Source organism: Desulfomonile tiedjei (genome assembly GCA_016212925.1).
Lineage (GTDB): Bacteria > Desulfobacterota > Desulfomonilia > Desulfomonilales > Desulfomonilaceae > JACRDF01.
The window spans coordinates 15863-38194 of the sequence record JACRDF010000040.1; the positions used below are offsets into that span (position 1 = coordinate 15863).

Sequence of the window (22332 nt, forward strand, 5' to 3'; positions counted from 1 at the left end):
TTGCTTCGCTAGAGATCAAATCGCAAATAAATTCTAGGGGACTGGGCACAAGCTGTCAACCTAGCTGGAGCGGGGGTAGTGGGTCAGTTTCTAGTTCGTTTCCCTGGATTTCCGCAACGGGGCGTGGCATTCTCATCGGGACATCCCTAGTCGCTGGAGGAGAGTGAAGTGGAGTATGCGCCACATTTGGCGAAGCTGTTGGAGGGCGTTGAGGCTTGGAACGCGTGGCGGGAAGCCAATCCTGAGATAAAACCCATCCTTCATGGGGTTGATTTATCGCCACAAAATCTCACTGGAACATCGCTCTATGCCCGAGACGATCTTGACGGCCACCCGTATGCTAAACTTCAGAATGTGAATCTTGCGGGGGCTACCCTTACTAGCTCGAATCTTCAATTCGTAAACCTTTGTCGAGCTAATCTGCGGGGGGCATTCCTGACTTATTCGAACATTCAGTTTGCCAAGTTCGGTGCTGCTTGCCTCCAAAAGGCGCATTTCGGGTGGGGAGACATTAGGAATGCAAGCTTTGGTGATGCGGATCTCCAGCGAGCATATTTCGAGGACGCGGATTTGAGCGGTTCCGATTTTCGAAAGGCGAACCTCCAGGGCGCAATCCTTCGAGGCTCAAAACTTTGCGGTGCAAACTTAGGCGGAGCTAATGTCAGTGGTGCCGACTTCAAGCGAGCTGATTTGGAAGGCGCAAATGTAACCGGCGTGAATTTTTACCCTAATTCACGTCAACGTAAATTTCAGGGCATCCGAGCTGCAACCTGCTATGGCAATCAGATTTTCAGAAGTTTCGCGCAGGACCAGGATTACATCGAGACACTTCGTGCCACAGGGCTGTCGGGTGAGGTGAAATTCTGGCTATGGTGGCTCTTTGCTGATTGCGGTCGTTCATTTGTCCGCTGGGCTCTCTGGTCGTTAGGACTTGCTATCCTATTCGGATATATCTATTACTGGATGGGATCCTCCCATTTCAAGCTGGACCATTTGACCTTTGATTTCTTGTCCATGACTTATTACAGCGTGGTCACGTTCACCACTTTAGGCTTCGGAGATGTGAAACCCTGTACGCCGGAGGGAGCGGCAGTCGTCGTAATAGAGGTCATTCTCGGATACCTGATGCTAGGGGGCCTGATCTCGATTCTTGCAAACAAGATAGCTCGCCGCGCGTGAACTGCTTGACGTTTCAAACTGACCCACTACCGGAGCGGGCAGGAGGTTATACCCACCTGGAAAAAACTGTATTGGAAAGAAGCCGGCCTCTATCGGTCAAAGAAAGGACGGCTCCATTAAAGACAAAAAGCCCGGCGTCCGACAGGTCTCCGATGGATTCCATTACAAACGAAACTGCATCCACTCCGTACCGTCTTCCCAGGACCGCCAGGTCCATTCCTTTTACCAGCCGCAATCCCATAATGAGGGCATCCTTGAAACGGACTTCGGGGGGCAGCGCCGCTGAGGATTCAAAAGGCAGGTTTCCTGCATTCACAGCAGCTTCGTAGTCTGCCAGGGTCGCCACATTCGCGTACCGATCCCGACCTGTCATGCCGTGGGCTCCCATGCCGAGCCCCAGGAATACTTGATCCTGCCAATATTTCATGTTGTGGCGGGACTGGTAGCCGGCGAGGGCAAAGTTGGAGATTTCATAGTGCTCTAACCCGGCCCCTTGGGCGATTTCACGAACATCCTCGTACATATCCGCGGCGAGATCTTCATCAGGACCGGGGATTTTGCCCGCTCGTATCATCGCATCCAGGTGGGTGGCGCTCTTGACTTCCAGAAGGTACACCGAAAGATGCTCGGGGCGTAATCGGAGCACCCGCGAGAGGGTTGCCCTTACGGATTCCCTGGATTGACCGGGAAAACCTGCTATCAGATCAATTGAGACGTTATCGAATCCTGCTGAACGTAGGTCCTCATAACTTTTCAGGGCCTCTTGAGAGGTGTGGCGCCGGCCCATCATTTCGAGTTCCGCATCGTCCAGTGATTGAATCCCCAGACTTACGCGGTTAACTCCGGCTCGCCGAAGAGTAGACAAAGCCGCCCTTGTCACCGTTGCAGGGTTCATCTCGATGGTCACTTCGCTGTCTGGGGAGATGCGGAACGCCGACCTGCACGCTTCGATCAGTTCGGCTATAAGGTCGGGCTTCAAAAGGGAAGGGGTGCCTCCACCGAAGTATATTGTGTCAGCTTCCAGCTTGCTCAGACGCGGGTCTGCACCAAAAGAGTCCTTCCAGAGGCCCAATTCCTTGATGACAGACCTGATGTAACGCTCCTCTAATACCGCGTCGTGCGGATTGGTAACGAACGCACAGTAATTGCATCGCCCAAGACAGAACGGCACATGGACGTAAATGCCTATGTGGCCATCATCATTGGGAAACACTGGATTAGAGCTTTTCATTGGTCGTTCACATTGATGTAAGACCGTCATTGCGGCCGCGCAAGCCCTAGGTAATCTCTATTGGTGGGACAGGCTTCCAGCCTGTCTATTGGAATGACTGGCAAGATGCCCGTTGCACCGAAAATGATATTGCCTTGTCGTTTCGCTCCTGGCCCTCACACAAAAAGTAATAATCACTTGCTCCTAATTCCTGTGGGTAACTGAAGCCCAACATTCAGAGCGACGTTATCTTGATTTCTATCCGGCGGTTCAGTCTTTTGGCATCCGGCGAGTCTCCCTTTTCCACGGGATGGAATTCCCCGAGCGCGGCCGCTCCCAGCCTTGTGGCCGGGATTCCTTTCTCGATCAGGTATCGGACTACCTGCATGGCTCGATCCGAAGAAAGCTCCCAGTTGGTTCGATATTTGGCAGACCTTACAGGATCGATGTCGGTATGCCCTTGAATCAGAATTATCAGGTCAACTCCTGTGGGGATCTTCGGAATCATTTCTTTGTAGATGCCTGCGAACTTGTCCAATTCCTTTTTGCCGGACTCGTTTATCTCGGCCCTGCCGGAGGCAAATAGTATCTCGGACTGAAAAATAAATCGGTCGCCTTGCACTTTGATGTCGGATATTCCGGCAAACACCTCTTCGAGCTTGGCCAGAAATTCGCTGCGATACCGCGCGAGCTTTCTCAGCCGATCAATCTCCTGGTCTTTCTGTCCCAATAGGTCCACTAACTGAGACAACCGAAACTTCTTTTCAGCCTCGGCCTCGGTGCCGGCCAACTTGCTCGATATTTCCTCCAGTTTGGATTGCAATGAGACGATTTCCTTTTGCAAGGCCGCTGCTTTGGTTTTTTCAGTAGTTTTCGAATCCTGCGACTCTGCAAGCAGTTGATTCAATCGGCTTACTTCGGCGACGTAACCTGCTATTTTTTCGTTGAGGCCCGCGACGCGGCTGTTCAGCATTTCCAGCCTTGCTCTCAAATCCAGGAGTGACTTCTCTTTGTCCGACAGTTCAGCCTTGGTTTTGGTAAGGTCCTGGTCCTTGTCACTGAGTTTCAGTCCCATTTCCCATATGCGCTGTTCCCTGTCCTGCAAGAGGGTCGTCTTTTCTTTGATGCCTTCAAGGGCCGATTCCACTTCCTTTTTCTGGTGAGTGAGCCGTTCATCCTTTGCCGCGAGAAGTTCAGTATTGGCCTTAATCTCCGCCAGGGCCAGCTCAAGCTCTTTGCCCCTTGAAGCCAATTGCTCGTGCAATTTTGTCGCGCTGTCCACCTGAGCCTGGAAGAGCTGCTCCAATTTGCTGATCTCCAAGCTCAGCCGCTCCAATTCCTGACTCTTGGCAGAGATTTCCCCGTGCAGTCGCTGCAATTCCACATCCTTCGTGGTGAGGACACGGGAGAGGATGGTTTGGGTCATGGTAAAGAGGGTCACAACAAAGACGAATACCAGGAGCAAGCCTACTATAATGTCCGTAAAGCCCGGCCAGACGTTGAAACTCTCATGAAATGAACCCGCTCTGCGACTCCTCATGGCGATTCATCCTTTTTGGGCTCTGCCCTTGGGTCGCCCTTCCGGCGAATGGAGTCGAGTTTTCTAACCAGGTCGCCAAATCCCATTGACAGGGTCTTGTTGGTAATTTCTCCTTCCAGCTTCAATCTATCCAAAACCGTCTTGGCCATTCGTTCGGACGACTCGCGAGCAAGCCTAGTCTCCTTTACCAGCAACTCAATCTGGCGTCCCATGGTATCAATGTGTTCCAGAAGACTTTGGCGCATCTGATTGGCCATGACCGCGGCTTCTCGGCTCCGAAGCTCTTCTTCTCCAAGACTCTCGATCATGCCCTTGATCTCTACGATGGAGTCGGTGATCTTTTCATCCGTTGTTCCCTGAAGGGCTATGACCTCGGTGAGTCGGCGGAGGTTCTCGCCGAGCGCCTGTTGAGATGCCACTAGGTAGAGTTCCCCATCCCCGGACTCGATCCGTTTGGACACCGGTTCCACAGTCACAACGCCTCGTTCCTGTCGCGCCGCGGGCATGAGAATCGTGACTACGAACCGATCCAAATCTGCGAGAAAGCTCGATCGAGCCTGGCGGGTTTGCACCTCGACGAATCCAAGGATAACCGATCCCGCCAAACCGAAAAGCGATGTGCTGAACGCTGTGGATAGTCCTCCAAGCATCCCGCCGACAGAGGACTTGAGTTGGCTGATGAAAGCGACGGGGTCATCTACTCGTGACGGGTCCAATGCCTGCAACACGTTCTGGACTCCGCCGACGGTAATAAGCACGCCCCAGAACGTACCAATTAGGCCGAGGAAGACCATCACTCCCAAAATATATCGAGCAAGCGCTCCACGGCTTTCAGCGGCTTCCGCGTCCGCGTCGGAAAGCAGCGAAAGCCCCAGGGAAGCATTGCCCGTATCCTGACTCATGAGTTTTATTGACCGCAAAGAGCGATCTCTGACAGCGCCGCGGCTCGCTTCGTTGAGGACCTCTTCCAGGGCCTGGCGGGAGGCCACTGACCGAGGAGAAAGAGCCTCAACCATTGAATCCATGCTGCGCGCCTGCACCAGGAGTCGCATAAGCTCGACAAACGACAGGCAGAGCCCCAGAATGCCGAGGCCGAAAATCACCGCATTGATGGAAGGACGTGTCATGAAGAACTGGACGAGGTCGTCCCTGATCCAATAGCAACCAACCGCGACAAGACCGAGGAAAATCACAGCGAACGCAAGGGCTCGATAGACACGCGGAGCACAAGGCGGATAGTCCATGAATTACCTCCCGAGAGAAGGGCTGAGCGCGAGGTTGGACAACAGGTACAAGAGGATAATGGCATAGCCGGCCGGAGTCATCCCGGCCGTTCGAACAAAGCCCGCTCCGAAACGGCAATTCCCGGCGAGGCGGCTAGACAGGGAATGCCCGAGCGAGGTACCATATTCTAGTCAATGCAGCGCATTAGTGCAAATCACCTGTTCGTTTTCCCGCAGAGGGCCTCGTACCAAGTCGCGTTCAAACAGTGAAAAGTCTGTTAGATCCAGCACAGACCTGGGCAAGCTGTGGACCGTGGCACCCCAGGGCCGCTCCTGATTGGCTGTTGGGTGCCACTGACCTGGGCACCAGGTCAGTGCTGATTTGGCCCTACGCTAATTGCCAGAATTGATGCCCGTTGGCCCTCGACGGCCCTCCCCGGACATTTCTGCTTTACTCACCTCGTCGTTCCCGCGAAGGCGGGAACCCAGGGAATCCCGAGAGACGCGGGACTGGATTCCTGCTTCCGCAGGAATGACGGAATGGAGTTCACCCGAATCGGACAAGAATTTGGCAACTAACGTAAATCATCCTCCCGTTTGAAAGCGAACTCGTATCAGACAGCCCACGTACACCGATCGTCAAAATCAGTGTCCGCAAAGTGGCCCGATCGAGAGTGTAGGGAGGAATCAGGATTGGCGAGCACGGCGCGCCCTACGATTGGCTGACGCGCCTCCTGTAGGGCGGGCTGTTCCCGCCCCACTACAGTGATTTCCAGAAAAAGATGTCGGAATGGGGGGTGCGGTTGTAACGCCGCAACTTGAGGGATGGTTTATGTTCTACGGCACTATAGCGGGCACCAACAGTTCCCACTCTCCTGAGCGAAGCGCTTCCGCTGCATCGGCGTCAGCCCGTGAATGATCTCTAGGCACAAAGTCTACCTGCGGGAGGTTCACTGACGTGCCGCGGGCGTTTCTTTCCTTCAAGGGACTGGTGGCATGGCACACACTCAGGATGACTACTACTACAAAGATCAACGCAACCGCCACCGGAAAGAGATCGGCAATGACACTGGCTATTTTTTTCAATTGATCCGTTCTCCTTTCATACTAGCCTTAACGTACAATACCGAGGTCCGACCTCGATCTCGCGAAAAAGTTCCCGGCAAAACTGCGTGTACGCGATCAGGGAGAGACGCGGGGGGAAAATAGCTTCGTACAAATCAACTCAGACTGGATTCGCTGAAAAATCTTCTGTAATGTGCATTGCAGAGTTCGTAGGAAAGGGGGTTGTATACATGAAACATAGGCTGGTGCTGTGGCGAATTGCTCTGCTGTCCGTGGCCGCTCTTCTCGGTTCCACATCTTACGTGCACTCCCAGGACCTTTTCCGTGACATGGACCAGGTAAAACGGGACCTTACTGAATTGAAGAATGAAGTGAACCAGCTTCGGACCTTGGTTTACAGTCTCAGGGAGGCAGTGTTGAAGTCCGTCACTTCTCAGGATCAGGGACAGCCTGAGAAAGCGCGACCCAAAGAAGAGAAGGCGGCAAAATCGGAAATCCCCGCGGATGACAAGGAAATCACCCGCGAGGTGTGCCCGGTTGTCGGCAAATTCTTTACCGAAGTCGACGCTGCGCTGAAGGCAAGCGATGATTCTGCCGCCGAAGCCAGAATGCGAGAGGCCTCTCGTAAAATGAACGCGTCACTAGCCAAGTACGCTGGTACTCACAGGGTCTCCAAGCTTCTGACTATTTATGAGGGGCTCGCCTGGGACACCTACGTGGCTGTGGAACTCCGCGGAAGTATCCAAGGAAACCAGGAATTTATCGAAGCCCTAAACAGGCACAAGCGAAAATACCGCGAAACGTGCGTTGGAAATTGAGACAAATTCTCCTGCACGCAAGAATTCCACCAGGGGGAAACTCTCAAGTAGCGAGGATTTCGCTAGTAGCGCGATCTGCGGTTGTCGGCAGCCTTCGAGGTCACTCCCCGAAGGGCGGAGACCCCATGAGCCATCGAAAGAGGCCGGTTGCCTTACCCCAATAAATGCCAAGTCTTCCGGCGGGATACCCTATGATGCCCGGGCAACAGGCAGTTGATCCGAAACCAAAGGATCGAGTTTCAACAGGCGAGCCGCATTGTTCCAGAACATGGCCTTTATTGTTTCGTCCCTCAATGGCAGCTTCCGAATCTGTTGTATCTGCGCTGCTATGGATTTCACCAATGGCCAATCCGTTCCAAATAGAAAGCGATCGGCAAGCTTATCCAGCTTAGGAAATACTCTTGGAAGATGCTTTGGAGGGATGCCGGCGACATCGATGTAGGTGTTCTTGTGGCGCCGAAGCAACCATTCTGCTTCAGCATACCAAAAGGGTCGTCCACCATGGGACATAACGATGGTTAGGGTAGGGAACTGGGCTGCGACATCATCCAGGAGAAGGGGATGAGCATACCGAATCCGAGTGTCCGGAAAGAGCGATGTCCCGGTGTGAAACATGACCGGAATCCCGGCATCTCGGGCAACTTCATATGCCGGCATCATTCGGGGATTGTCAGGGTAAAAATGGGAATAAGAGGGGAGAAGCTTCAGCCCTCTGCAACCAAGTCTTATCAGATCTTCAGTTTGAGTTGCGGGAAGGACCTCGCTTTCAAAGAGAATCGATCCGAAGGGAATCAATCGATCTGAACCACGACAGAATTCGACCGTGAACTCGTTCGGTATCACACCACTGGTTTTAGGGGTTGCTTCTGCCAGCACTACGGCTGCTTCAACTCCCTCCCTGTTCAAATAGTCTATTAGACCTTTCGGAGTGAGTCCATCCAAGAATTTCAGTGCATGCGGTCCGATCCTGTCTTCCATGGCAGAAATCAGCCACGAAGTGAAATGATGTTTCCTGCCAACATGAACGTGAAAATCGAGAACCTTCACCAAAATCCTCCTTGGAGTGCTCTCATTCCTGTCGCATGGACATCGGGTAGGCGGAGTTCACGAAGCTATTGCCGCCAGGGTCGAAAAACGCCTTTCGACGCTGGATCGCCAATTGTGAGGACTGCCTCCCTGATTACGGGAAGTCACCCTACCGCAATGAATTCGAGGTCCAAGGGAAGATTACCGGTTCTTATTGATTACAAATTCACAGTCCTGCTATGTAGTTCGCAAATAGCGGAGGAGATTTCTAACCGTGAGCGCATCGAGTTCTTCCACAGTCTTGACGCCTTTCAAATTCAAGATCTTCTGCAATTCCTTGGGGTCCAGTTCTTCAAGTATTATTAGGGCCTTGATCGCTCCCATATCCATCTGCGAGGCCTTGTCGCCGTCCCATAATGGACTGTCATCGCAGATCGTGTCTTGTCCTCTTTCCCTCATCATCAGGGTTCGTCCTGTAATGGATAGATGACTAACTGCCCCAAACCCAGGAACCTCGGCTTTACCACCGGTAGGGCTTAAATCACACGGAAGAGATCTTTGCAAGTCTTTTTTTGAGAAGGCGGAAACGGCCGGGAATTCAACAAATTGCATTAACGGGCAGGTCTTGCAAGGCGATTTGCGAGGGCAAAAGAGACCCTAACTATCCAATATTCTCCGAACCATTTCGTGAAGTTCTTTCGCACAGTATGGTTTTGTCAGGACTGCTTTGGCTCCCCAATCAACCGCCTCTTTCATGGCGTTTTCAGAATAGCCACTAGCGATTATGATTTTGGCTTTTGGGTCAATCTTAAGAAGTTCGGCCAGACACTGCTTGCCACCCAACCCGGGCATTATCAAATCCAGAATGACGAGGGCTATTTGCTTTTCTCGTTTGCGGTAATTCTCTAAACCTTCCCTTCCGTTAGCGGCCGTGATCACCATGTACCCAGCCGGAGTGAGCATACGTTTTGTCAGGTCCCTCACGTGGTCGTCATCGTCTATTACCAGTATAGCTTCCGATCCTGTCGGCGGTTTAGTTTCGACAATCGACGCCTCCCGGCTCAGTGTGGATTCGATAGCCGGCAAATAAATCCTGAATGCGGTACCTTCCCCCGGTTCGCTGTAACACCAGATATAACCGCCATGTTGTTTGACAATTCCGTAAGCTATGGCAAGTCCCAAGCCGGTTCCTTTGCCCATCTCTTTCGTGGTAAAGAATGGCTCGAAAATATGATCAATAGTGCTCTTGTCCATGCCATGTCCCGTATCCGACACGGTAAGCTGAACGTAGTCTCCTGGTCTCGCCCCCAAATGTGTTCTCGAGTAGGATTCATCCAAGTAAATATTTTGCGTCTCGAACATAAGAGTTCCGCCGTCAGGCATGGCGTCCTTTGCGTTAACCGCCAGATTTAACAAAACTTGTTCTATTTGAGCCGGATCCGCGTTCGCTGAGGCCAGACGCTCGGCCAAGTGAAGCTCAACTTGAATCATCTTGGGAATCGTCCGCGTCAATATCTTCTTGATCTGCTCCACTGCATCATTCAGATTGATGGGACGCATATCCATGTCAACTTTCCTGCTGAATGAGAGCAGTCTCCGAACCAGCTCAGCCCCGTGTTTTCCTGCTTGGGTTATCCTTTCGATGTCTCTCCGGCAGTTATCCGGTATATCTGCCTGGGATAGGATTATCTCGGAATAGCCCAACACCGCCTGCAGGATGTTGTTGAAATCATGTGCAATTCCTGCGGCTAGTGTCCCGACAGCTTCCATTTTTTGGGCGTGTCGAAGTTGCCTTTCCAAAGCAACTTCCTGCGTTATGTCTCTTTTAACAGCTACGTAGTTAGTTATCTTTCCTGAGGTGTCTCGCATAGGAAACACCGTCCCATCCTCTTCGTACAGACTTCCGTCCTTCTTTCTATTCACAAGACGTCCTGTCCAGACCAGTCCGTTGGCAATTCGCCGCCATAGCTCCTGCCCGAACTCTGTATCATACAATCTACTTTCACCCAGATTCGGCTTTTGGCCTATTACTTCCTCTCGCGAATATCCTGAAATTCGTTCAAAAGCAGGGTTCAGGTAAACGATGTTCCAGTCCGCATCGGTGATGAAAATGGATTCGGCAGCTTGCTCAACGACCGCCGCAAGAAGCCTCAAAGCCTCTCGCGACTTCTTGCGATCGCTGACGTCACGCAGCGTTACTATATGGCCGGCCGGATTGCCGTTCTCGTCTCTGAATAGGGCGGAACTTATATGAACATCAAGAATCTTGCCGTCCTTAGTTACGCGTTTGGTATCAAAGGAAGGAACCGGATCGCCCGAGAAAAGACTTTTCAGCGTTGCCTCAGTATGCGAAATGCACTCTGCGGGCACGTATGGAATGCTCTGGCCAATCAATTCTTCCGGAAGCCATCCGAAGGTGTTGACGAAGGCCTTGTTCACGTAAAGGGTGATTCCGTCCTTGTCGTACACAACGATCGGTTCAGGAGAGGAGTCCAGAAGAGACTTGTGCCTTGTCTCGCTTTCTCTGAGTCGTACATAAGCCTTCTGACATTCCTTTTCCAATTTTTCGAATCGTTTTACTTGACCATGCATTTCTAGCAACGCTGCAATCAGCTGCTTTTTCGTCATCTCCTGATAGTTCATAGGCTCAACACCCTCTCATCGAAATTCCCCAATTAAGGCGGTTACCCAAATTAATGTCCGTTATAACAGGGACACGGCATATGAACGCTGGAAATGGTGGCAAGCGCCGGTGCGAGAGCGCAAGCCCGAAGCACTTTCTCATACCAAGCAAGGAAGATCATTCAGCGAGACCCGAGATCGTTTCACTCCCTGAAATGAAGGCGATATAGTTTCCCCCAACCAACCACCCTCAGCCAATCGGATAAAATTCTTGCCGACACCTAGAGTATCTTTCAAATGAGTTCCGTGTTCAAACAAAATCGGCTCATCACTTGTGTTGGCCGGTCTGGAAGCAATTCAGTGGCCCTGTGTCAGACCGCGATCTTATGTATTCTTTTTGCTCCGCGTCTGCACGAAGCACGGACCGACTCATGTGCATGACCGGAATCCGTCGCGGCCGGAAGGCCCGGTCCAGGTAATGTTACGTTTTTCCCCTGGTGGCGAATATTCCCTACAGAGGTTGGAAACTTAGAACCTCGCCATGCGGAAAAATGGAAGCCAAGGGGGACCAAAAATGAACTCAAATGCCGGACCAGCGAGAATACTCTACATTTTGACGGGTGTCCTTATTGTCCTTGTAAGCACGAGCCTATGCCTCGCAGCGCCTCCGGGACAAGGTCAGCTGACAATCATAGAACCCGATGGAAAGCCGGGTTCAGGCTGTCCGCTGGAGCACACATCCGTACAGTCCGAGATTTCAGGATTTGTTGCCAGAGTCGAAGTCAAACAGATCTTCCACAACCCGCGTCAGGAAAAGATTGAAGCCGTCTATACCTTCCCGCTGTCCGCGGCCGCGGCCGTGGATGAGATGTTGATGAAAGTGGGCGAAAGGACGGTTCGCGGGGAAATCAAGCGCCGGGAAGAAGCCAGGCGCATTTACGAAGCCGCGCGCGACAAAGGCCATGTGGCCTCCCTTCTCGACCAGGAACGGCCCAACATCTTCACTCAATCCGTTGCCAACATCATGCCGGGTGAGAGAGTCGAGATTACCATCAAGTACGTCGAGGTCCTCAATTACGAAGACGGGGCCTTCAGATTTGTTTTTCCCATGGTGGTCGGCCCAAGGTTTATTCCCGGCAAGCCCGAAGGCAAGCAGGGAACGGGATGGGCGAAAGACACAGCCTCGGTACCAGACGCAAGCCGTATAACGCCTCCCGTGGCTGAAGAGGGGCAGAGGGCCGGCCATGACATAGATATTACTGTTTCTATCGACGCAGGAGTCCCGGTGGACAAGGTGGACTCGCTTCTGCACGAGGTGGATACCACCAAAAGGGACAAGAACAAGGTAACGGTGACTCTCAAGAACAAGAAAGAAATCCCGAACAAGGACTTCGTTTTGAAGTATCTAGTCGCGGCCGACCGGATTCGTTCCGGCGTATTGGCTCACAAGGCGGGTGAAGACGGCTATGTGACCGTAATCATGATTCCTCCCAAACGAGTCACACCCGAACAGGTGGCTCCGAGGGAGTTGATATTTATCATCGACACATCAGGGTCCCAGCGGGGTTTCCCGCTTGAAAAGGCCAAGGAAACGACCAAATACGCGATTGACCGCATGAACCCGAATGACACATTCAACGTCATTGATTTCAACGACACATCTCGTGTGCTCTTTTCATCTCCGAAAAAGAACACTCCGGAGAACCGGGAAAAGGCCCTGAAGTACATTGCATCGCTTGAAGGCAATGGAGGGACTCGGATGATTCCTGCAATCTGGGAGGCGCTTAGTACGTCACCCGCTGATAACCGGCTCCGGGTCGTCACCTTTATGACCGACGGCCTTGTGGGGAACGACTTCGAGGTCATTTCAATGATCAAGAAACTCCGGGACCAGAGCCGGTGGTTCTCATTCGGCACGGGCAACTCCGTGAACCGGTTCCTCCTGGACAATGTAGCGCGAGTTGGCGGCGGAGAAGTGGATTATATTTTGCTCAACACTTCCGGAGACGCGGTGGCCAAGAAGTTCTACGAACGGATAGCAGCTCCGGTCTTGACTGATTTGTCGCTGACCTTCAGCGGAGTGGCTCTGGAAGAAGTGTATCCAAAGGTTGTTTCGGATCTTTGGTCTCACAAGCCTTTGATCTTCAAGGCGCGATACTCCAAACCAGGAGAAGGAACCGTAACAATAAAGGGATTCAAGGGCGGCAAGCCGTACGAGGAGACCCTAAGAGTGAAGCTTCCTGAAAAGGAACCCGCCAACAGCTCGGTGAAATCCCTGTGGGCCCGGGCAAAGGTGGACGATCTCACTGACCGAGACCTGATGGGCATCCAGCGGGGCAACCCGAAGCAAGAAGTCAAGGAGGAGATCGTCAAGGTTGCTCTTTCCCACAAGATTATGACTCAATTTACCAGCTTCGTGGCGGTAGAAGAAGCCATGGTAACCGTAGACGGCAAACCCACGAAGGTGACCGTTCCCGTGGAAATGCCTGAAGGGGTGAGCCGGGAAGGCGTCTTTGGCGAAAGAAGGCCTGCGACTGTTGCAGCTCCCAGCAGTCCGCCGGGGGCGTGGAACCTTCCCCTTGCCAAAGGCCGAGTGCTCCAAGGCAGCCTCCAGACGCAGAAACTGGAAGGATTCGCCATGGCGAAAGGCCTGTCAAAACCTGCCGGCTCGTTTGCCCCTTCCGCGGTGGAAGAAAAGAAGGGGCTTCTATCTGATAAGGAAGCGAGAGCTGACCTGGCTGCTTCCAAGCTTTCACCGGAACTTGCGGAATTGCTGGCGATGAAGGAGAAGCCACGGACTTTTGCCAAGGGTAAGGTCTCAGTAAAAGACGGCAAAATAGCCGTTCAGGTGTGGCTTAACCGTTCCGGCGAGGATGTAATAAAACTTCTGAAAGAAAAAGGGCTGAAAATAACCTTCACTGCTTCCACAGGAAAGACGGTCATCGGAGAAATTTCGATCGAGCTGCTTGAGGAACTGGCGAAAGTCCCGGAAGTTCGACTGATTGAACCCTTCACTGTTGCGGGTTGATTTCGGAGCAAACGGGAGGCTGCTTTATAACGGTTGTCAAAATTTCTGTCGTTTTTCATCCGTCCTCGAAAGAGCACAGATGGTCGCTTGGGTGCCACTGCTGGCTTGTCCAGCAGTGCATCCTCCAAGAACACAGCTGGACAAGCCAGCAGTGGCACACGCAATTCAATCCGTGATTACTTCTGAGAACCGCTATAATCGGTAACTTCGCCCGGTTATAAGGCGAGGCCCAGGCAGGAGGCAACTTGCCGGATGGGATTTGTCCCGGGATACGACCGGGAAGATCGCGATTGACCGGGAAACCAGGGGCGAGGTATCCTTATAAGATGGACACGAGCCGCAGCATTACTTCGGGACGAAAACTGTAAAAGCTGTGGGAGCACACTTCAGGGGGGATGGTGCCATGAAACGGGAAACTATGTTTTCGGCAACAGCAATCCTGTTAGCTCTGGCAGGGTTTGCATATTGTTTTCAAGTGCGCCCGGCGGATTCTCCAACGCAGGCCGCCGGGGGGCCGCAGTACGGCAATATTGACCTTTTTCAAGGAGCTTCTGGCCGAGACGATTGCCTGCGAGATTGCAGGGAACGTTACGGCGTAATGTTTGGTCCCAATGATCCGCGAGCCAATCTTTACGCCCGATGCGTTCAGGAATGCGAGCAGCAGTTCTGGCAAGACTTTGACCGCCGAGAAAAGGACCTGGAACAACAGAAATAGTAGAAACGGTTCCGGAACTCACGCCACAATAGAAAAGCCGAGCACGCCAGGAAAATCGCGGATGAGTACTGGAGACCTCACATGCGGGGAATCCTGTCTACAGTCCCGATCCTCTGGACCCGTCTTTCTAATTTGCTCATCCGAAGGTCTATTAGTAATATCTTTGCAAAACCAGATAGTTATCCTAAGATTTGTTGCCGGTGGGATTTGGTACACAAGTTGCTTTGCAGGAGTGCGCAAGAAAAACATACACTAGAAACGCCAGCCCGCCTAACCCCCCCACGGACACTGGCGTTTCATTTTTGATACACCTCCGTCCAACGCTGAAAAACCTCGGGGAATTTGCATAGGGATGTTAGAATGAAGTGGGTCCTTCCTACCTTCCCAAGCCATCCGCTTTCCATCCGGGGAGGAAAGATTTATATAGTTCTAACTTAACAAGTGGTACATAATCTGGGGGCATGTCAACAATTTGAAGGCTTTCCGGATCTGACGTACTTTTGACCTGCCGGTCACCTGGGAGATCAGCCGGTTAACCAGGCCCAAAGGGGTTCTCATGGATCATGAAAGAAGATTAAAGCTACCGGTGATTGTTCTGGTGCTTCTGCTTATAGGGCTTTCAGCGGCAACCCCACCTTTATCGAGCGCTGCGGGCACGGAAAGGCCGAACATAGTATTCATCCTCACCGACGATCATCGCTGGGACTTCATGAGCTGTGCGGGCCATCCGGTCGTCAAGACCCCAAACCTGGATCGGTTGGCCTCCGATGGGATGCTCTTTTCAAACGCGTTTGTCACATCTGCGCTGTGTAGTCCCAGCAGGGCGAGCTTTCTTACCGGCCTGTACGCCCACAGCCACGGCGTTCAGAACAACCTTACGCCTTGGAAAGACCAAAGCGTCACGTTTCTGGAACTCTTCAAGCAAGCAGGTTACGACACTGCGTTTATAGGTAAGTGGCATATGCCTGGACGGTTGCCGAAGCTGCGGGGCGTGGATCTATTCGTGACTTTCACGATCCAAGGTGGGCAAGGGCGGTACTGGAACTGCCCCCTTATTGTGAATGGCGTGGAAACCCCGTCTCGTAAACCATACGTCACGGAAGAACTCACTGACCTGGCCATGGAGTTCATCTCCAAGAAACGTGACAATCCTTTTTGCGTGTACCTGTCGCACAAGGCGGTCCACCATGAATGGAGTCCCCCCAAGGACTTGGCCCGCTTATACGAGGACGTGAAGATTTCCTATCCCAAGGAGTCCGATACCTGGGTAACCTCGATGAACGGCGCGGTGTACGCGGGCACATTCGGGACGCTCGATCATCATTACCGAAATTACTGCCGCGTGGTCGTAGACGTGGACCGAAACGTAGGCCGCCTTTTGAAGAAACTTGACGAGTCGGGGCTCGCTGACAACACCATCGTGGTGTACGGAGGAGACAACGGATATTTCTGGGGCGAACATCGCCTGGTAGACAAGCGATGGGCTTACGAGGAGGCCATACGCATTCCGTTGATCGTGCGTTGTCCTTGGCTGATCAAAGACCCGGGTAGACGAGCGGAACAGATGGTGCTGAACGTAGACCTTGCGCCGAGTCTGCTGGAAGCCGCAGGCTTGCCGGTACCCGAACACATGCAAGGGGAAAGCTTTGTGCCCATATTGAAATCCGAGTCCTCTCCCGGGAGAAAGGCCTGGTTGTACGAGTATTTCAAGGACTTCCCGTACAACGTGCCCGGTATAAATGCAGTGCGGACTAAGACGCACATATATATTGAATATTCGAGCAAACGGCCCCCGGAGCTATACGATGTGGTCAAAGATCCTCGCCAACAGCATAATCTCATCAACACCGATGAGGGAAAGCGTCTCCTGCCTGAAATGAAGGGGATGCTGGAGGACCTGAAAAAGGGGAAGAAGATCGAATAATCGTGCAAGAGACGGCTCCGTGGGTTGGCATCGTCATCCAGCGAACTCTGTCCCATGTTCCCGACATTCAGGGGTTGGCCATGCAAAGAACGACTTTGGCACAACGGTTCGTGTTTCCTGCGGCCGCAGGCGTGGCAATAGTGCTTGGCATGCTGCTGATCTACAATGCGGCCTGGCGGATTAACAATGAGGCACTACACCAGTGGACGGCTTTTTTTGCCGGTCTCGGGCACATTGTGATCCTTATGGGCGGCTCTCTGATTATCTATCCTATTGCTTTTTTCAGAGGCGCGAGTTTGAGAGAAAGGGTTGTTGCCTGTCTGGCGATCCCCCTGTTTTGGTCTGTTACCGAAATCATTAGGGTAACGGAGTTCTTCACATTGGGTGAGTCTCTGTACTACGCCCTGAACAGTCAGTTTATCGTGTACCTGGCGGCCGCGTCGCTGCAGATGGGCCTGTGCGAAATAGTCTGTCGCTGGTGGGTCCGATCGAGTCACGACGCTCCGACAAAGGTGGTCCCCTTGGGCGCCGTGATCTCCATTCTGGCGGGAGCCGCGGGAGTGTATATCGTCATGATTTGGGGCGGCGGAGTACATTGGTTCTACCTTTACCAACAGGGTTATAAAGCACTTTTTCTTTAATGAGTATTGGGACGGTAGGAAGCATACGTTTCCAGGCGTTTTGCACGCCGAGATGCATGTCAGCAAAATTGAAGTTAGTCTGGCAAGAGAGCAATCGAGTGCCGGCAGATAATATTTGTTACGCACGACACATTTTTCTAGGGTCGGTCTGAAGGGGATTACAAATGCTGTGGCATCTGGATGTTCAATTATCAAGGAGTTTCACCATGTCAGGGAACACAATTGGCGTCTTGGCACCGAGGCGGCTGAAGCTCAATTCATCCATAGGTTTCTTGTGCGCGTATGCTTTGGCGGCTATTCTGGGGCTGGGGTATGCCACCACGGCTCACTCACTATCGTTTCCACCAACGACTATGAGACAGCTTGCAAGTGAGGCGGATTTAATTGTCGTGGCGAAATTACGTGAGACCAGATCTCGATGGCTAAATGAGTCTAAGACAGTGATAGTTACTGATCACGCTTTCGACGTGGAAGATGTCATTGGATCCTTCCAACCTTTCGCACTCAAAACCTTTCACCTGGAACTATGGGGCGGTACGCTGAACGGCAGGTCCATGCAGATATTAGGCATGCCAGAGTTTGAAAAGGAAAGAACCTATTTGTTGATGTTAGATAAGGACTGGCAAAGCAACAAAGCCGTCGTGCCGTTCTCCGGGGGTGACCAGGGAGTGTTTAGAGTGGTCGAAAAGAATGGAGAGAAATTGGTTGCTCCATTAGTTAGTTCGCCTTCGGGAGGCCAGCCATGTTGTACCAGTCTCAGGGATTTTGCTGAGTACCTGAAAGCTGTCAGGCGCTCAAGCACGAGTCCGCGCGACAAGTCTCTGACGCATCCGGGACTTGCCCCCAAAGCGCCCTCTGAACCCAATGCGGCGGAAGTGTGTTGCCCCACCTCACAAAAATCTGGGATGGTCACCGCTCAGAGTGCCAAGCTCCCCATCGAGGTGAACATCCCTATGAGCGACCCGTGGAGCGGCCTTGTTAAGAATGGAATGGACATTTGGAGTGATTTCCGGCCCGGGTTACTTGTTCAGCGGGCAGGATCAAGTACCCCTGCTTGGACTGGAGGAACGGGAGACAACGTTTTCGATATTCACGGATTCGTTGACGATGACTATCTTCAAAGACAATTTGGGCGGGTTTTTGGCAGGGCTTCAGGTGTTACTGCGGCCGCTTCTGACTCGACGGGGCAAATCTTGGAAGCTGACATCTTCTTCAAAGGTCCTGACTCGCTATGGACCTCGACCGAAGACGAATCGTGGTATCAGGGTACTTCACCGAAATGGCCTTTTCGGAATCTAGCGCTCCATGAACTCGGCCATATGTGGGGTGAAAAACACGTGGCTGGTTTTCCCTCGATAATGAACTACCCGGAGCCTGGAAATTATGGGGCAATTGCTACGCTGTGGGTCCATGATGTCTCGACCCTTTTGCAACGATACCCTGGGGGGGAGTTGCCCAGATTCCGGGATCACGCTGTTCATCTTTTCACAGTGGAGCCTGCCAGCAGCCCCGACCCTGCTACACCTCGACACGTGTATACGGAGTCCAGCTTTCCGAAAGAAATAAGTCGGGGAGAATCGTTCAATCTTGACAAGGTCACTATTACTAGCATCAGTTTGGGCAACAATGAAGCGGCACGAATTGATTTCTCTCTGGTAGACCACAGACGCGCCGATGATCCGATTGGTTCGTCCTGGCCCATTGGCAGCTACAAGCTACCCAATAGCTTTCCAGGCTTAATAGTAGTGCAGAATGGAATCAAATGCGTAGTGCCGACAGATATTCCGCCTGGCTACTACTTCATTAAGGCGGAAGTCGATTTCGGAGACCGCCGAGGGTGTGACTGGGGTATCAGCTTCCCTTTCAACAACAATGTCAGTTTCAGCTTGCACCAGATCCAGGTGAAGTAGCCGGATACAATCGGAAAGGCCGACCAACTAAAAGACCGGGTTTATTGGTCTGAGTGCAAGCAGGTCTTTAAGTAGGCCGTAATGGTAGTCCATGAAAGTCTCACAGCACAGGGCGCGGCAGCCTCATGTAATGGCTCGCGCCTCAAAGCCTTCCTCCGAGGCGAGGGGTTTTCTCACTCCTCTTATTTGTAGAGGCTCCGGAGGTCGCCGAACATCCTTGGGGATTGTAAGAAACGATTTGCCAAGGGGGGTACCAAGCTAGTGGGCACTTGTGACGGTTTGGTGTCAGTCACAGTGAACGAAATTGTGGGAAGGTTCGCAGGTGAAGGTAAAGGCGCCTCTGTAGAATTTGCATCGGGATTTGAAGGAAGGCGATTCTAGTTATTTCAGTGGGTTACTGGCTGGGGGACGACGATTTGCCCCCCGGACTTTCGGTCAATGAGCAAAGACGGTCACCTTTTCTCTTCCAAGTCTTTGTCTTTTTGATCGACTTTCTTCCAGAATTCCCGGCTACAACGATCCAGACACTCGGCAATAACTTGATAGGGACCTACTCTTCCCCCCATTTCCGTGCGGATGCCGCATCGTCGCTCACAATCGGTAATTGTCTCCTGAGAAAATACGTTCATAGAGATCGCCAGCAACAAAGTCAGAGTGAGTATTGAAATGGATAACAACTTCGTCATTGATTCACCTCTATCATTCGTCTTGCATAGTCTATAGCTGTTCTCGAAAGTAATCACGAATTGACTAACCCATGCCTCTGGCAGCTGCATGGTAGATCAATGTGCTGGTCAGACAGCCTGCCAAAGCTGCGAGGAGATACTCCACGGGATTTGCTGCGAGATCCTCACCCAAGAGGACCGGAGGCTCATCCTTGTCAATGACGAAAGGCTTGCTGTGCTTATGTGTTTCGCAAGCTCCGTAGAATTCCTCGATCGTGGTTCGATTGCGGCCGCCTTTAATCCATTGATTCTTGGCACGAAACGTAAATTTCGCGATTCCCGGCTTCTCGGTTATCGCGTCGACCATTGCGGACAATTGGTCAACATCCACACCATTAATAATTCCTTTTTCCGCCATCTTGCAAACCTCCTGTACCCACGGGTTACGCTTTCGGGTCCCACTAATTCCGAGGTGTCCCTAATGTAGAGATGCACCGCTGATCCGATAGGATTCCGGTTTTTTGAGAGCGGGACTATGTCTGAGGGAAGAAGGCTGGCGAAACGGCTATCGAACAGGCGTTCCAATTCTTCTCATGTCATCCGCCCAATAGATATACAGAGGCTTTCCTGTTATTTCGCGGATATCTACAAAACCAAAGAACCTGCTGTCATGGGAGAATTCTCGGTTGTCCCCCATGACAAACACATGGCCTTTTGGCACAATTACTGGCCGGACATTGTCTCGTGGTCCTTTCGCCTCGGGCCAGATTTCAGGCGAGCGATGAACTGCCCAAGGCTCCACTAATTCTTGGTCATCCACAAAGAGCTTTTTGTCGCGGATTTCAAGCTTTTGACCTTCAACGGCCACAACTCGTTTAATGAAATCCAATTCCTTTGACGGTTCCCCCCGGTACACAAAAACCACAATTTCTGATTGCTTTGGTTTGTTATGGGCGTAGTAGTCCGTTCGCGCGATGAGGTGGTCGCCAGGTCTGAGAGTGGGTTCCATTGAAGTTGCTGGCATCCTGTAGCTCTCCACCCTATAGAGAGCCCGGTCTGACCAAACGAAGTGATTAACCACCGCCTGGATGACTATCAAGAGGACATACACGTACCACCTGTTGTATCGCCGCAAAACGATTGAACCTAACCTGCGAGAGGTCATGACTGCTTCGACAATTGCTGCCGCGCTCAAGATAAATGGGAAGGCAAGGAAGGCAACCAGTCCCCAGAGATTGAAAAGCAGCCCGCTCAAGCCCGCAACCAAGATAAACAAATCCAGCGTAACATAGAAAACCACGCCTTTTAGTACCTGCCCATTGTAAACCTGACCAAGGCCGGGTACGACGAGTGACAAGACTCCAGCCCAAAGAGGGTTCCGACGTTTCGCACCGACCTTGACAGAATTTTTTATGGCTGCGGGCACCCCTGAAATGAAATCGAACCCGCAGGAGCATTTCGTCGCGGATTCCGGGCTTTCCAATCCGCAGTTAGGACATTTCATGTCCAACCCCCTAAGGTATGGGACAGCAAAAAATAGCGGTTAGTCGGTTCGCCAATGGCAACTGATTTGCCATAACACGAATGCTGCTTTTGGAATTCAACATGACATGCAAACTGCAGACACTTCTTTGAAGGACGTAAGCCTAATGATATGAAAGAGTTACTGGCTGGGGGACGAGGAAGCGACTCCCCGGACTTTCGGTCAATGAGCAAAGACGGTCACCTTGTCTCTTCCAGGTCTTTGTCTTTTTGATCGACCTTCTTCCAGAATTCCCTGCTACAACGATCCATACACTCAGCAATAGCTTGATAGGGACCTACTCTTGCCCCCATGTCCGTGCGGCGGCCGCATCGTTGCTCACAATCGGTAATTGTCTCTTGAGCAAAAACGTTCAGAGAAACCACTAGCATTAAAGTCAGAGCGATTATTAGACTGGATAACAACTTCGTCATGTATTCACCTCTATCGTTCGTGCTGCATACTCTAACACAACGTTGGTCGAATGCTCTAAGTCTCTTTTGATCCCAGTTCGCCATTATTTTCGTAACACGCGTGATGAGAGCTGTCATTGCAGGGAGAGAATAGTGGGACAGGCCTCCCGCCTGTCTATCAAGGATGACCGGCAAGATGCCGGTCCCACTAGCAATCTCTCACTGCTGAGATTGCTTCGGGCTTGACGCCCTCGCAATGACAACTGTCGGGAATGTTATATCTTTTTTGGCGAGTGGTATAAGGAGTGCTGACTGTGATTATTTCAATGGGTTATTGGCTGGGGGACGAGGATTCGAACCTCGGTTAACGGGGCCAGAACCCGCCGTCCTGCCGCTAGACGATCCCCCAGCATGGCAGCCTATCTTAATGTCTGGCGTCAGGCATGTCAAGGCCATTTGCGGAGTTGCAATCCGTTACCGCAGAGAACGCAGAGGCCGCAGAGAAGAGGTAGGATCGCACGACCGTGCGACCCTACACTCAGCGATCTCCGCGTTCTCCGCGGTGAAATGGTATTTGCGGGTATCAACCGCCGGGATGTCAACGAACCCAGAGAGCTTCACATGCCATGTTGTTGCAGCAGTTGCGTTATCTTTGCTTTTGGCACGGCTCCCACAAAAGACTCCATGACCTCACCGTTTCTGACCACGTATATGGCCGGGACACTCCTTATACCGAACGTCCTTACCAGGTTCCTGTCGGTGGTCATAACAATCCCGATCACGGCTTTCCCCTTGGTCTCCTTCGCCACTTCCCTGAAGACGGATGCCATC

At 52.1% G+C, this 22332-nt stretch carries 19 protein-coding genes and 1 tRNA gene; 7 read left to right on the forward strand and 13 right to left on the reverse strand.

The features are described 5' to 3' along the window. The first annotated feature begins 168 nt into the window (after positions 1-168). Positions 169-1179, forward strand: coding sequence for a pentapeptide repeat-containing protein (locus HY913_16150; protein ID MBI4964808.1), 1011 nt, complete (start codon positions 169-171; stop codon positions 1177-1179). Positions 1180-1225: 46 nt separating this feature from the next. On the opposite strand, the gene hemW is transcribed toward HY913_16150, so the two are convergent. The 4 genes from hemW to HY913_16170 all read right to left on the reverse strand — a co-directional run bounded on the left by hemW (position 1226) and on the right by HY913_16170 (position 6238). After that, entirely contained in the window at positions 1226-2410 is a 1185-nt protein-coding gene (hemW, locus tag HY913_16155; GenBank protein ID MBI4964809.1) for a radical SAM family heme chaperone HemW, read from the reverse strand. Positions 2411-2624: 214 nt separating this feature from the next. Further along, the gene (locus HY913_16160) at positions 2625-3929 is read right to left on the reverse strand and encodes an OmpA family protein (protein ID MBI4964810.1); all 1305 of its coding nucleotides are present in this window, start codon (positions 3927-3929) and stop codon (positions 2625-2627) included. Continuing rightward, positions 3926-5173 carry a hypothetical protein gene (locus tag HY913_16165; GenBank protein MBI4964811.1) on the reverse strand — a complete coding sequence of 416 codons (1248 nt, stop codon included), beginning with the start codon at positions 5171-5173 and terminating at the stop codon, positions 3926-3928. The genes HY913_16160 and HY913_16165 overlap by 4 nt, the downstream gene beginning before the upstream one ends. Before the next feature lie 816 nt (positions 5174-5989). Beyond that, complete coding sequence (locus tag HY913_16170) at positions 5990-6238, reverse strand: hypothetical protein (protein MBI4964812.1); 249 nt, start codon at positions 6236-6238, stop codon at positions 5990-5992. Between the two features lie 209 nt (positions 6239-6447). On the opposite strand from HY913_16170, the gene HY913_16175 reads away from it, so the two are divergent. Continuing rightward, the gene (locus HY913_16175; protein MBI4964813.1) at positions 6448-7035 is read left to right on the forward strand and encodes a hypothetical protein; all 588 of its coding nucleotides are present in this window, start codon (positions 6448-6450) and stop codon (positions 7033-7035) included. Between the two features lie 189 nt (positions 7036-7224). Here the strand turns inward: HY913_16175 and HY913_16180 are convergent, their stop codons facing one another. From HY913_16180 to HY913_16190, 3 genes are all read right to left on the reverse strand, one after another. Further along, positions 7225-8082 (reverse strand): amidohydrolase, encoded by an 858-nt coding sequence (locus HY913_16180; GenBank protein ID MBI4964814.1) that lies wholly within the window; start codon positions 8080-8082, stop codon positions 7225-7227. 216 nt (positions 8083-8298) lie between these two features. Beyond that, entirely contained in the window at positions 8299-8523 is a 225-nt protein-coding gene (locus HY913_16185) for a hypothetical protein (protein MBI4964815.1), read from the reverse strand. 195 nt (positions 8524-8718) lie between these two features. Next, on the reverse strand, positions 8719-10704 hold the full coding sequence (locus HY913_16190) for a PAS domain S-box protein (GenBank protein ID MBI4964816.1): 1986 nt from the start codon (positions 10702-10704) through the stop codon (positions 8719-8721). A 553-nt stretch (positions 10705-11257) separates the two neighbouring features. Here HY913_16190 and HY913_16195 point away from each other — a divergent pair. The 5 genes from HY913_16195 (at position 11258) to HY913_16215 (ending at position 18901) form a co-directional block, all read left to right on the forward strand. Then, positions 11258-13711, forward strand: coding sequence for a VWA domain-containing protein (locus HY913_16195; protein ID MBI4964817.1), 2454 nt, complete (start codon positions 11258-11260; stop codon positions 13709-13711). A gap of 403 nt (positions 13712-14114) precedes the next feature. Continuing rightward, positions 14115-14426 carry a hypothetical protein gene (locus HY913_16200; GenBank protein MBI4964818.1) on the forward strand — a complete coding sequence of 104 codons (312 nt, stop codon included), beginning with the start codon at positions 14115-14117 and terminating at the stop codon, positions 14424-14426. A gap of 556 nt (positions 14427-14982) precedes the next feature. Next, complete coding sequence (locus HY913_16205) at positions 14983-16350, forward strand: sulfatase (protein ID MBI4964819.1); 1368 nt, start codon at positions 14983-14985, stop codon at positions 16348-16350. A gap of 80 nt (positions 16351-16430) precedes the next feature. Further along, positions 16431-16991, forward strand: coding sequence for a hypothetical protein (locus HY913_16210; protein MBI4964820.1), 561 nt, complete (start codon positions 16431-16433; stop codon positions 16989-16991). 206 nt (positions 16992-17197) lie between these two features. Beyond that, entirely contained in the window at positions 17198-18901 is a 1704-nt protein-coding gene (locus HY913_16215; protein MBI4964821.1) for a hypothetical protein, read from the forward strand. 452 nt (positions 18902-19353) lie between these two features. On the opposite strand, the gene HY913_16220 is transcribed toward HY913_16215, so the two are convergent. From HY913_16220 to HY913_16245, 6 genes are all read right to left on the reverse strand, one after another. Then, entirely contained in the window at positions 19354-19587 is a 234-nt protein-coding gene (locus HY913_16220; protein ID MBI4964822.1) for a hypothetical protein, read from the reverse strand. Positions 19588-19651: 64 nt separating this feature from the next. Continuing rightward, positions 19652-19984: an OsmC family protein gene (locus HY913_16225; protein ID MBI4964823.1), complete on the reverse strand. Its 333-nt coding sequence runs from the start codon at positions 19982-19984 to the stop codon at positions 19652-19654. A gap of 147 nt (positions 19985-20131) precedes the next feature. Continuing rightward, positions 20132-21070, reverse strand: coding sequence for a signal peptidase I (gene lepB / locus HY913_16230; GenBank protein MBI4964824.1), 939 nt, complete (start codon positions 21068-21070; stop codon positions 20132-20134). A gap of 218 nt (positions 21071-21288) precedes the next feature. After that, entirely contained in the window at positions 21289-21522 is a 234-nt protein-coding gene (locus HY913_16235; protein MBI4964825.1) for a hypothetical protein, read from the reverse strand. 314 nt (positions 21523-21836) lie between these two features. After that, positions 21837-21910: transfer RNA gene (locus tag HY913_16240), tRNA-Gln, on the reverse strand. A gap of 208 nt (positions 21911-22118) precedes the next feature. Continuing rightward, complete coding sequence (locus HY913_16245) at positions 22119-22331, reverse strand: hypothetical protein (protein MBI4964826.1); 213 nt, start codon at positions 22329-22331, stop codon at positions 22119-22121. Position 22332 lies beyond the last annotated feature (1 nt).

Excerpts from the sequence above, each read along its gene's own strand:
- HY913_16185 (MBI4964815.1), bottom strand. The coding sequence starts at position 8,523 with ATGATGAGGGAAAGAGGACAAGACACGATCTGCGATGACAGTCCATTA.
- HY913_16165 (MBI4964811.1), bottom strand. The coding sequence starts at position 5,173 with ATGGACTATCCGCCTTGTGCTCCGCGTGTCTATCGAGCCCTTGCGTTC.
- HY913_16210 (MBI4964820.1), top strand. The coding sequence starts at position 16,431 with ATGCAAAGAACGACTTTGGCACAACGGTTCGTGTTTCCTGCGGCCGCA.
- HY913_16220 (MBI4964822.1), bottom strand. The coding sequence starts at position 19,587 with ATGACGAAGTTGTTATCCATTTCAATACTCACTCTGACTTTGTTGCTG.
- HY913_16235 (MBI4964825.1), bottom strand. The coding sequence starts at position 21,522 with ATGACGAAGTTGTTATCCAGTCTAATAATCGCTCTGACTTTAATGCTA.
- hemW (MBI4964809.1), bottom strand. The coding sequence starts at position 2,410 with ATGAAAAGCTCTAATCCAGTGTTTCCCAATGATGATGGCCACATAGGC.
- HY913_16215 (MBI4964821.1), top strand. The coding sequence starts at position 17,198 with ATGTCAGGGAACACAATTGGCGTCTTGGCACCGAGGCGGCTGAAGCTC.
- HY913_16190 (MBI4964816.1), bottom strand. The coding sequence starts at position 10,704 with ATGAACTATCAGGAGATGACGAAAAAGCAGCTGATTGCAGCGTTGCTA.
- lepB (MBI4964824.1), bottom strand. The coding sequence starts at position 21,070 with ATGAAATGTCCTAACTGCGGATTGGAAAGCCCGGAATCCGCGACGAAA.
- HY913_16245 (MBI4964826.1), bottom strand. The coding sequence starts at position 22,331 with ATGGCATCCGTCTTCAGGGAAGTGGCGAAGGAGACCAAGGGGAAAGCC.
- HY913_16195 (MBI4964817.1), top strand. The coding sequence starts at position 11,258 with ATGAACTCAAATGCCGGACCAGCGAGAATACTCTACATTTTGACGGGT.
- HY913_16225 (MBI4964823.1), bottom strand. The coding sequence starts at position 19,984 with ATGGCGGAAAAAGGAATTATTAATGGTGTGGATGTTGACCAATTGTCC.
- HY913_16200 (MBI4964818.1), top strand. The coding sequence starts at position 14,115 with ATGAAACGGGAAACTATGTTTTCGGCAACAGCAATCCTGTTAGCTCTG.
- HY913_16175 (MBI4964813.1), top strand. The coding sequence starts at position 6,448 with ATGAAACATAGGCTGGTGCTGTGGCGAATTGCTCTGCTGTCCGTGGCC.
- HY913_16160 (MBI4964810.1), bottom strand. The coding sequence starts at position 3,929 with ATGAGGAGTCGCAGAGCGGGTTCATTTCATGAGAGTTTCAACGTCTGG.
- HY913_16205 (MBI4964819.1), top strand. The coding sequence starts at position 14,983 with ATGGATCATGAAAGAAGATTAAAGCTACCGGTGATTGTTCTGGTGCTT.